This window comes from Pseudochrobactrum sp. AO18b, from assembly GCF_000409565.1.
Classification (GTDB): Bacteria; Pseudomonadota; Alphaproteobacteria; order Rhizobiales; family Rhizobiaceae; genus Pseudochrobactrum; species Pseudochrobactrum saccharolyticum.
Genome location: NZ_ANNO01000068.1, coordinates 1 through 9171, shown reverse-complemented (window position 1 = coordinate 9171; position 9171 = coordinate 1). Strand labels below are relative to the sequence as shown.

The 9171-nt window shown below is 48.2% G+C and carries 10 protein-coding genes and 1 tRNA gene; 8 read left to right on the top strand and 3 right to left on the bottom strand.

Going from position 1 to position 9171, the window contains the following annotated elements:
• Positions 1-18: 18 nt before the first annotated feature.
• Positions 19-927 (bottom strand): N-formylglutamate amidohydrolase, encoded by a 909-nt coding sequence (locus A918_RS0103385; protein ID WP_022709691.1) that lies wholly within the window; start codon positions 925-927, stop codon positions 19-21.
• A gap of 428 nt (positions 928-1355) precedes the next feature.
• On the opposite strand from A918_RS0103385, the gene cpdR reads away from it, so the two are divergent.
• A complete protein-coding gene (gene cpdR, locus A918_RS0103380; RefSeq protein ID WP_022709690.1) occupies positions 1356-1718 on the top strand; it encodes a cell cycle two-component system response regulator CpdR in 363 nt (120 codons plus the stop codon).
• 118 nt (positions 1719-1836) lie between these two features.
• Positions 1837-1911, top strand: a tRNA-Val gene (locus A918_RS0103375).
• A gap of 130 nt (positions 1912-2041) precedes the next feature.
• On the opposite strand, the gene A918_RS19300 is transcribed toward A918_RS0103375, so the two are convergent.
• Positions 2042-2932: a LysR substrate-binding domain-containing protein gene (locus A918_RS19300; RefSeq protein WP_022709689.1), complete on the bottom strand. Its 891-nt coding sequence runs from the start codon at positions 2930-2932 to the stop codon at positions 2042-2044.
• Positions 2933-3083: 151 nt separating this feature from the next.
• Here A918_RS19300 and A918_RS0103365 point away from each other — a divergent pair, with 151 nt between their 5' ends.
• The 6 genes from A918_RS0103365 (at position 3084) to A918_RS19295 (ending at position 8008) form a co-directional block, all read left to right on the top strand.
• Complete coding sequence (locus A918_RS0103365) at positions 3084-3917, top strand: transporter substrate-binding domain-containing protein (protein WP_022709688.1); 834 nt, start codon at positions 3084-3086, stop codon at positions 3915-3917.
• A gap of 86 nt (positions 3918-4003) precedes the next feature.
• Positions 4004-4729: an amino acid ABC transporter permease gene (locus A918_RS0103360; protein ID WP_022709687.1), complete on the top strand. Its 726-nt coding sequence runs from the start codon at positions 4004-4006 to the stop codon at positions 4727-4729.
• Positions 4726-5526, top strand: a complete 801-nt coding sequence (locus A918_RS0103355; RefSeq protein ID WP_022709686.1) for an ABC transporter permease subunit — start codon at positions 4726-4728, stop codon at positions 5524-5526. The genes A918_RS0103360 and A918_RS0103355 overlap by 4 nt, the downstream gene beginning before the upstream one ends.
• A 1-nt stretch (position 5527) precedes the next feature.
• Complete coding sequence (locus tag A918_RS0103350) at positions 5528-6277, top strand: amino acid ABC transporter ATP-binding protein (protein ID WP_022709685.1); 750 nt, start codon at positions 5528-5530, stop codon at positions 6275-6277.
• 20 nt (positions 6278-6297) lie between these two features.
• The gene (locus tag A918_RS0103345) at positions 6298-7320 is read left to right on the top strand and encodes a C-terminal binding protein (RefSeq protein WP_022709684.1); all 1023 of its coding nucleotides are present in this window, start codon (positions 6298-6300) and stop codon (positions 7318-7320) included.
• Positions 7321-7348: 28 nt separating this feature from the next.
• Positions 7349-8008 (top strand): RraA family protein, encoded by a 660-nt coding sequence (locus A918_RS19295; RefSeq protein WP_022709683.1) that lies wholly within the window; start codon positions 7349-7351, stop codon positions 8006-8008.
• 147 nt (positions 8009-8155) lie between these two features.
• Here the strand turns inward: A918_RS19295 and A918_RS0103335 are convergent, their stop codons facing one another.
• Positions 8156-9088 carry a LysR family transcriptional regulator gene (locus A918_RS0103335; protein WP_022709682.1) on the bottom strand — a complete coding sequence of 311 codons (933 nt, stop codon included), beginning with the start codon at positions 9086-9088 and terminating at the stop codon, positions 8156-8158.
• Positions 9089-9171 lie beyond the last annotated feature (83 nt).

Sequence of the window (9171 nt, the reverse complement as noted above, 5' to 3'; positions counted from 1 at the left end):
TCTTTTTTTATGCGCGTTTCATTCTGCGGCCTGCGGTTTCTGCAAAAATACATAATCCGGCAAGGCCGTCAGATCTGCCATGAATTGCGTCAGATCACGGCAAAGCCCCGCAAATGACGGCAGGCACTCAAGGCTGTTTTCGTCGACATAGAGTGCGCGGTTCACTTCAATCTGCAAAGCATGGAAATCACGATGCGGGCGTCCGTAATGCTCGGTAATATAACCACCGGCATAAGGCTTATTATGCGCAACATTATAGCCCATATTTTGCAGCAGCTCGATTGCCGCCCATGACAAGGCATCAGAACAGGACCGTCCGAAACGGTCACCGATAATGAAATCCGGCCGCCCTGTAATCCCGTTCTGACCGGCATTATCAGCCAGATCCATTCCGCTCGGCATAGAATGGCAATCCACCAGAACAGCATAGCCAAACTGCGCCCGCGTATCGCTCAACAACTGTCCGAGCACATGATGATATGGCTTGTAGATGGTTTCGATCCGGTCGAGCGCCTCACATAATGGCAGTCTGGATTTATAAATATCCTGACCTTCACCAACGATTTTAGCGATTGTGCCTAAACCGCCTGCAACCCGTGTTGACCTGATATTCGCATAAGACGGCACAGGCTCGTTAAACATTTTCGGGTCGAGCTCAAAGGGCTCACGATTCACATCCAGATAGGCGCGCGGGAAATGTGCACGCAACAAAGGCGCGCCCAGCGGCACGGCCATGGCGAATAATTCATCCACATAACAGTCTTCCGACTGACGGATATCATGGGGGCTGAGACGGGATTGCTGCAAAAATGCCGGCGGATAATACTTGCCGCTATGCGGCGAATTAAAAACGAACGGGATGCGCTGTTGCGCCGGAGCACAGACTTCAAAAGGAGTGATTGTCTGAAAGTCCCGTTGCAGGCTCATTCTTCACTTTCATATACTGCAAGGGCATATGCCCGGATTATTTGGCCGGATAGCCGGTTCATTTCTCAAGCCTAACTGATAATCCGGAAAAGCAAAGCCGGAATTGTCATATTTTGCCAGAAAATACCGGCAGCAGGCATTCAGTTTATTATTTAAGAACAATTTCATACCATGACACATGACATTTTCTTGAACTGCCCTATATGGTATTTTTAACGTCGTTCTTGCCTGCCAAAATGCATAAGCAATAAAACACTTTTGCCCTGCCGGTCGCAGAAACGGGGCAGATTAGTGGGAATGATTCATCCGATATTTACCAAAGCAGCGTCTTATAGGATCAGATTGAATCGCTTTTCTTGCCATTTTGTCACCGCAATATCATGCTGGGGACACGCAGATAAAAAGCGTACAGACATTCGGACGGACCAATGAAAAGAATTCTGCTTGCTGAAGATGATAATGATATGCGCCGTTTTCTGGTGAAAGCACTGGAAAAAGCCGGTTATCATGTCACCCATTTCGACAATGGAGCCAGCGCCTATGAGCGTCTGCGCGAAGAGCCTTTCTCTTTGCTGCTGACGGATATTGTTATGCCTGAAATGGACGGAATTGAACTGGCACGCCGTGCGACCGAGATTGATCCTGACCTCAAAGTCATGTTCATCACCGGTTTTGCTGCCGTTGCCCTCAATCCTGATTCAAACGCACCGCGTGAAGCCAAGGTATTGTCCAAGCCGTTTCACCTGCGTGATCTCGTGAATGAGATCGAGAAAATGTTGCTGGCAGCCTGATTTCAGGTATTGGGATAAGCCTGTTGAAAAACAACAGGTAAAACAAAGTTTTTTCTCTTTATTCTTCAAAAGGGCATTGACGCGCGCGAGCCAATATGGTGTATGCGCGTCATCGGATGGGCGTATAGCTCAGCGGGAGAGCACTACATTGACATTGTAGGGGTCACAGGTTCAATCCCTGTTACGCCCACCATCCGAATTCATTGATTTTACTTTTGTATTTCATGCCTCAAGCCAAACTACAATTGCACTCATTTTTCCAACAAGTTACAGATTAGGGGCATTTACTGCACCTTTCCATAGCAGCTGTAAGATGCACTTTTTCATAGAGTTGAAGCAGACAAGCTGTCACTCATAAACTGGATAAAATTATCAAGCACACTGGATTGAACCTGCATACGCGGACGTATCAACCAGATATTAAACTTAATCTCAGGTTCAAATTTTTTGACAACCAGCTCTCCATCCCGATAACCGGCTGCACTTATCGGGTCAACCACAGATACGCCCGCCCCTAACGCCACAAATGAACAGGCGGTTTCTGATTGACCTGTCTCAATCTGCATTTTGCGCGGTATCTGTAAATCATCAAAAATTTTATCAATCAGCATACGTGACTGATCCTGTGGTCCCAAAGATACAAAAGGCTGACCGGCAAGATCCTGTGCTTTGATGCTTTGTTTTTCTGATAATGGGTGCCCGACCGGCAGAATGCATACTGCTTTTAATGTCTGCAGCGGTATGCTTTCAATTTCATCCCTGTCCCCCGGAATAAAACTGATCCCGAAATCCAGCTGATGGCTTGCAACAGCATCAATCAAACTGCGTGAGCGCATGCTCTGCAAATGAAAAACTATATTGGGTCTTTCAGCAGCATAATCTGCAACAATTTCAGGCAGGACACGGCGAGCGATTGCCGGAAAGGCACCAAATGTAAGCGCTCCCCATTTCTGTTCTCTCAGAGCAGTAGCAACGCGCGAAACACGGTTCACACCAGCAAACATTGCCTCAACCTCTACCAACAGCGCTTCCGCCTCTCTGGTCGGGTGCAAACGCTTTCCTTTGCGTTCAAAAAGGGAAAAACTGCAATAAAACTCCAGCTGATTGATCAGCTGACTGACTGCCGGCTGAGAAATACAAAGTAATTCTGCGGCCCTGCTGACACTCCCCATCGACATAACCGCTTTAAACGCCTCAAGCTGCCTGATATACACCGCCCCTCCTTATTAGATTTCCTTATAATTATCTTAGAAAATAGTATTATTAATTATATGATATTGTCGATAGGCTTTGAAGAAAGCATTTCGTGGTCATCCGATTTTGTGGTGCCAATAATGAAAATGCACATACCAAAAGGGGATTTTCATGCGTGCTAACTTACTTGCCAAACTTTCATTGACAACCGTTCTTTCTGGACTGGCATTGTGCATGGCAGCTCAAGCGGATCAGCTCGATGACGTAAAAGCCAGAGGGAAGTTAATCGTCGGCATTAAGAACGATTATGTACCTTTCGGATTTTTAACCAAAGAGGATGAGTTGAAAGGTTTTGAAATCGACCTGGCGAAATATGTCGCCGGAAAGATTGTCGGTTCTGAAACAGAAATTGAACTTGTGCCGGTGGTGGCTTCCAACCGTATCGAGCTTTTAAATGCCGGTCGTATTGACCTGATTTTGGCAACGCTCGGCGTTAATAAAGAGCGCGCAAAAGTTATCGATTTTACCGAAGAATATTACAATATGGCGGGCATTGTACTGCTTACCCCCAAAGAAAGCACAATCGCCAAATGGGAAGATGTGCGCGGGCAGAAACTCTGCGGCATGCAAGGCAATCTTTACAATCGTACCCTGACCGGAACTTACGGCGCACAAACTGTTCTACTCACCGGTACCGCGGACATGTTCAAGGCATTTCAGAACGGCCGCTGCAGCGCCGTTGCCTTTGATGGTCCTATCCTCCAGCAAAAATTGTCAGATCCTGAATGGGGCGCAAAGTACAAAATCGCGCTGGATACATTTGATTACATTCCGATTGCGGGCGGCGTACGTAAAAACGAACCGCGCTTTCTGGAAGAGGTTAACAAAGCCATTCTCTCCGCAGAAGCAGCAGGCCTGCTCGTTAAAGCAGAAGAAACCTACGATATGGGTTCCAGCGAATACGTGACCAAACGCGCGGCAGACGCCAAAGCTGCCGGTCATTGATCTGCACTGAGAACAAAACCGGTTATCACTCGCGAACATATCTGTGTAGCCAAACTGATAACCGGTAAATTCATCGGAAATAATTCATGATATTCGGTCTCGATTTTGAATGGCTGGCTGATCCGCTCTATCAGAGCTGGTTGTTTGAGGGCTTGAAAACCACGCTCGCAATCACTGCTCTGGGCACTATATTAATGCTGATTATCGGCATTGCCGGAGCAGCGATCATTCATTTTAATGTCCCGGTTGCCCGATCTCTGACCATTATCATGATCGACTTGTTCAGAAACACGCCGCCTCTGGTGCAGTTGTTTTTTCTGTATTTCATGCTGTCTGATTTAGGCATGACCTATACAGATGCAACGACAGGAGAACGGGTGCCTCTCTTATCCGGTTTTGCCTGTGTGGTCATTTCACTGGCCTTGTATAATGGGTCAATTGCTATTGAGATTATACGCTCAGGCATCAATTCCGTACCACGCCAGACAGTCGAGGGCGGCCGGAGCATGGGCTATAGCCGATTGCAGATTTTTCGCTGGATTGAACTGCCGATTGCACTGCGCATGACCATTCCCAATATGACCAGCAATGTTGTGAGCCTGATCAAGACATCTGCGCAGGCAGCGCTCGTTGCTGTAACTGATATTATGTTTTTTTCCACTCAGATTGCATTGGAAACCTTTCTCAACCTCGAAGTGATGATCGTGCTGTGGCTGATCTATCTGACCATAACCACTGCGGTCGTTCTGCTCGCCAAACAAATCGCAAAAGCCTTTGCAATTCCGGGGTTTGGTGCAGGAGAAGTACAATGAACAGAGACGCAATCTCCGCTATTCTTGGTTTTTTCGGGGTTATCATCACGCTGCTGGCCATTCTGTTTATAAGTTACGGACAGGCAAGCGGTGCTGCTATCGGCGTTCTTATCGACCGCTCATCACAGCTACTCACCGGTAGTGCTGGTTTCACCGGTTTTGGCGGCGGCTTCTCCGCAAATGTGATTATCAGCATTTTTTCGATGATGATCGCACTCGTGGCAGGGTTTTTCCTTGGCGGCGCGATGGTATCGCCTAATCGGGCGGTCAGAACCGCTGCCATATTGATCATGAATCTGCTGCGCTCCTCACCGTGGCTGGTCGTGCTCTATGCGATGCTTTATCTGCTGCCATTTCGTATGACGTTTTTCGGCATCAGCATCTTTGTGTCACCGTTCCTCAAAGCTGTAATCGGTCTGTCCCTGCCCGTTACCGCCTATGTTGCTGAGGGGTTCCGGAACGGAATTCGCGCAATACCGGATGGCCAGTGGGAATCTGCCCGTGCCCTTGGTTATCGCCGCGGTCAGATTTTGCGCTCCATTATTCTGCCTCAGGCACTGCCAATGATGCTGCCCAACCTGATGACGACCTATGCAATGCTGTTTATCGGCACGAGCCTTGTGGTTGTTACCGGCACATCAGATGTTCTCTCCATTGGCAAAACAGTCATTGCCAGTGACGGCGATGAATATGCGACGGCAATTTACCTCTACATTCTCCTGCTATTTTTTCTCTTCGCCTATCCGTTGGCGACCTGGACGCGTGCTCTTGAGCGCCGCCTGATTAAAGGCAAATGACATGACCACATCCTCCACACCAATCATCAAAGTCGCTGACATCTATAAGAACTATGGTTCTGTTGCGGTGCTGAAAGGCATTTCAATGGAAATTCAGAAAGGTGATGTTGCTTGCATCATCGGCCCTTCCGGTTCAGGAAAATCCACACTTTTGCGTTGCCTGAACGGTCTTGTCCCGATCAACCACGGCAGCATCCGTGTTGGCAATTTTCAGGTTGAAAAATTGTGTTCTGAAAAAGAGCTGGTTCCGTTGCGTCATCAGGTTTCAATGGTGTTTCAGCAATATAACCTGTTTCCGCATAAGACCGTTCTGCAGAATATTATGATGGCACCCATACAAGTGCTGAGACACGATGCCCAGGACGTGCGGGAGCGCGCGGTCAGACTTCTCGCCAAAGTTCAGCTGTCAGGCAAAGAAAATGCGTATCCGGGAGAGTTGTCCGGTGGTCAGCAGCAGCGTGTAGCCATTGCGCGGGCATTGGCAATGCAGCCGGAAATCATCCTGTTCGATGAAGTAACGGCCGCCCTTGATCCGGAAATGGTGCAGGAAGTCCTCAATGTCATCCGCGATCTGGCAGCTGAAGGAATGACCTGTGTGCTTGTTACCCACGAAATGCGTTTTGCGCAGGAAGTGGCCGATCAGGTGTTTTTTACTGATGGCGGTATCATGGTCGAGCGTGGCGAACCGTCAGCATTTTTCAATCAGCCGCGTGATCCGCGTCTCAAATCTTTCCTGTCCAAAGTTCTTTGATTAATTCTCGGGAGGAATTTATGCAGACTTACAAAATTCTGGTACCGGATGCGCATCTGCGCGATTTGGCAATTGAAAGTGCCGTTTCCGGAGACCGGTTTGAATATCTGATTTATGACGAGACTAATCCTTCTGCCATTCCGGAACAGCATTGGCGGGAATGCGATGGCATTCTGGTCTGGCACCGCATGCGCATTGCCCCGCAAACAATTGCCCTGCTGGACAATTGCAAGCTTATTGTCCGCGTTGGTGTAGGCTTTGACAATGTGGACGTTGATGCCTGCCGTAAAGCTGGCATTGCCGTATCGAATGTTCCGAATTACGGCACAACAGAAGTGGCAGATCATGCCATTGCCATGCTGCTTTATCTGACACGCGGCCTCGGCACCTATGAGAAACGCCTTAAAGCTGATCCCGTCAAAGGATTTGTCGCAGAAGGCGCCCCTGTTGTACGGCGGCTGCGCGGGTTGACATTCGGAGCTATCGGCCTCGGCCGTATCGGCACTGCAATCGCACGTCGTGCTGCGGCCTTTGACATGAAAATTGCCTACTACGATCCCTATCTGCCTGAAGGGCATGAACTGGGCATCGGCTTTGAGCGCAAGCAAACGTTGGAAGAACTGGTGGCAACATCTGACATTGTCAGTCTGCATGTACCATTATCTGCTGAAACCCGCTCCATGATCAATGATACCCTGCTGGCACAGTTCCGCGACAATGCTGTTTTCATTAATATTGCGCGCGGTGGTCTGGTGGATATTGATGCGCTTTACCGCGCATTGCAGAGCGGACGCCTAGCCGCTGTCGGACTCGATGTTCTGCCGGTTGAACCACCATCCCCTTCTCCCGCCTTGCTTGAAGCATGGCGCAATGATGAAGCGTGGATTGCAGGACGGTTCATTGTATCGCCCCATGCGGCTTTTTATTCTGAAGCCGGCTATGTCGACATGCGCACATTCTCAGCTGAAATTATGCTGGATTTTCTTCTGCGCAACAAAGTCCGCAACAACGTCAATCCCGGTTGGGAACAATACAACCACTGACATACAGTGTGCCGAGGAGTGTGCCACAATGGCATTTCAAAAAGTAAACGCCCCGTTTCAAAAACTGTCTAGTGCTGCTCTTGATGCATGGCGCACCATCCCGCCTGCAGTCGCTTCCGACTGCCTGAACCGGACGCAGGCAATGAGCGCTGCGATCAAACCCGTCTCAACGGGCATCACACTCTGCGGTCAGGCGCGAACCGTTACTGCTATGGCGGGAGATTGCGGCAGTATTTGTGAACTGATCGGTGTGGCAGAAGCCGGTGAAGTCATTGTGGTTGATGCCGGTGGCGTAGAAGATACTGCGGTATGGGGCGGGATCATGACGGCAGAAGCAGCCCACCGGAAACTTGGTGGTGCAGTCGTTTTCGGCGCTATCCGCGATGTTGAAGAAGTTCGGCAACTGCAATTCAACATGTTCTGTAAAGCGATTGTCCCCCGTGGTCCGCATCATGGCTTTGGCGGCATCATTGACGGTGCTATTTCAATGGCCGGCGCCGTTGTCCACCCCGGAGATATTGTGCTTGGCAATGATGATGGCGTGGTGATTGTCCCCTTGGAACGAGCGGAAGAAATACTCGCGGCCGCACAAGAGCACATCGAAAAAGAAAAAGCTTGGCTCGACGGCATACGAAGCGGACAAACGATCCAGCAAATGTTCAAGATGCAAACTTCTGCATCAAGGTAACAATATTATTTTCAAAAATATGTAATATCAATAATTTTTGGAACTGACATTAAATATTCACATGTATTATTCATGTCGGTTCCAACAAAAATAATATTATTTCATATATATTTATAATTAGAAATAAAAATAATCAATATATTTGAATTATGGTACAATTTCTTGATAAGCAAGATTATCACTATACTGATTACATAAGTTGCGACCTGCTTCGCGGGCAATTGTTGCAACCAGCGTAATTAATCGCGTTGCCGATGCCTCCAGATACATCGCACTATAATTTGTGGCCGGAAACATTGTATTTGTATTGAGAACTTTCAGCTCCCCCTGCCGCAGTTCTTTTTGAATAACAACCGGTGGAAGAACCGAAATGCCAACACCCGCAGAGATCATATTGATGGTTGTAGTAAGGGAGTTGGAATAATGCACCGTTGCATCTTTGATACGATCTTCTGAAAAATAATTGATGATTTGCTGATGATTATGTGCCCCTCGTTCATAGGAAATAATCGGATAGTTCAGCAAATCTTCACGTGAGAACAAATCTTCGGGACTAATAAGAACGTCAGGTGTCCGGCTGATCCAAAACATGCCGAATGTGCAGATGTTAACGCTGCGCAATGTTGCCGCTGTCTCGGGGCGTATTGCAAACACAATGTCCAACTCACGCTGCTCAAGCTGCTGCGTCAGAACTTTGGACGAATCTGTGGTAATTGAAATTCTGATTTTAGGATAACGCTGGCGTAAAATATCTAAAACATCAGGCAAAATTGTCATCGCAAGACTCGGAACAATACCGAGTTTAAGCTGTCCTTCGACACTGTTTTTGGGGCTAACGCTTTCAACAAGGTTGTGATAGCGCAGCACAATATCCCGTGCACCTTCAACAAACACCTCCCCTTCTGCTGTCAGGCTGACGTCGCGGGCATCACGCTCAAATAAACGGAAGCCGAGTTCTTGCTCGATTGCACCAATGCGATTGGAAATTGCGGCCGGTGTCATGTTCATGCGCGCCGCAGTGATCCGGAAATTGCGCAATTCCGAAAGCCAGATCACCGTCTCAAGAAACCGGATATTCATCGATATGCAGTCTCCCCTCCGCATATTATGTGACTGAATTCTTATGTCTTATTTTTTAATATGATCCTACTGAGAAATAACCG

What these genes read in the sequence shown, in the direction of transcription:
- A918_RS0103385 (WP_022709691.1), bottom strand. Translation starts at nt 927, where the DNA reads ATGAGCCTGCAACGGGACTTTCAGACAATCACTCCTTTTGAAGTCTGT.
- cpdR (WP_022709690.1), top strand. Translation starts at nt 1,356, where the DNA reads ATGAAAAGAATTCTGCTTGCTGAAGATGATAATGATATGCGCCGTTTT.
- A918_RS0103365 (WP_022709688.1), top strand. Translation starts at nt 3,084, where the DNA reads ATGCGTGCTAACTTACTTGCCAAACTTTCATTGACAACCGTTCTTTCT.
- A918_RS0103360 (WP_022709687.1), top strand. Translation starts at nt 4,004, where the DNA reads ATGATATTCGGTCTCGATTTTGAATGGCTGGCTGATCCGCTCTATCAG.
- A918_RS0103355 (WP_022709686.1), top strand. Translation starts at nt 4,726, where the DNA reads ATGAACAGAGACGCAATCTCCGCTATTCTTGGTTTTTTCGGGGTTATC.
- A918_RS0103350 (WP_022709685.1), top strand. Translation starts at nt 5,528, where the DNA reads ATGACCACATCCTCCACACCAATCATCAAAGTCGCTGACATCTATAAG.
- A918_RS0103345 (WP_022709684.1), top strand. Translation starts at nt 6,298, where the DNA reads ATGCAGACTTACAAAATTCTGGTACCGGATGCGCATCTGCGCGATTTG.
- A918_RS19295 (WP_022709683.1), top strand. Translation starts at nt 7,349, where the DNA reads ATGGCATTTCAAAAAGTAAACGCCCCGTTTCAAAAACTGTCTAGTGCT.
- A918_RS0103335 (WP_022709682.1), bottom strand. Translation starts at nt 9,088, where the DNA reads ATGAATATCCGGTTTCTTGAGACGGTGATCTGGCTTTCGGAATTGCGC.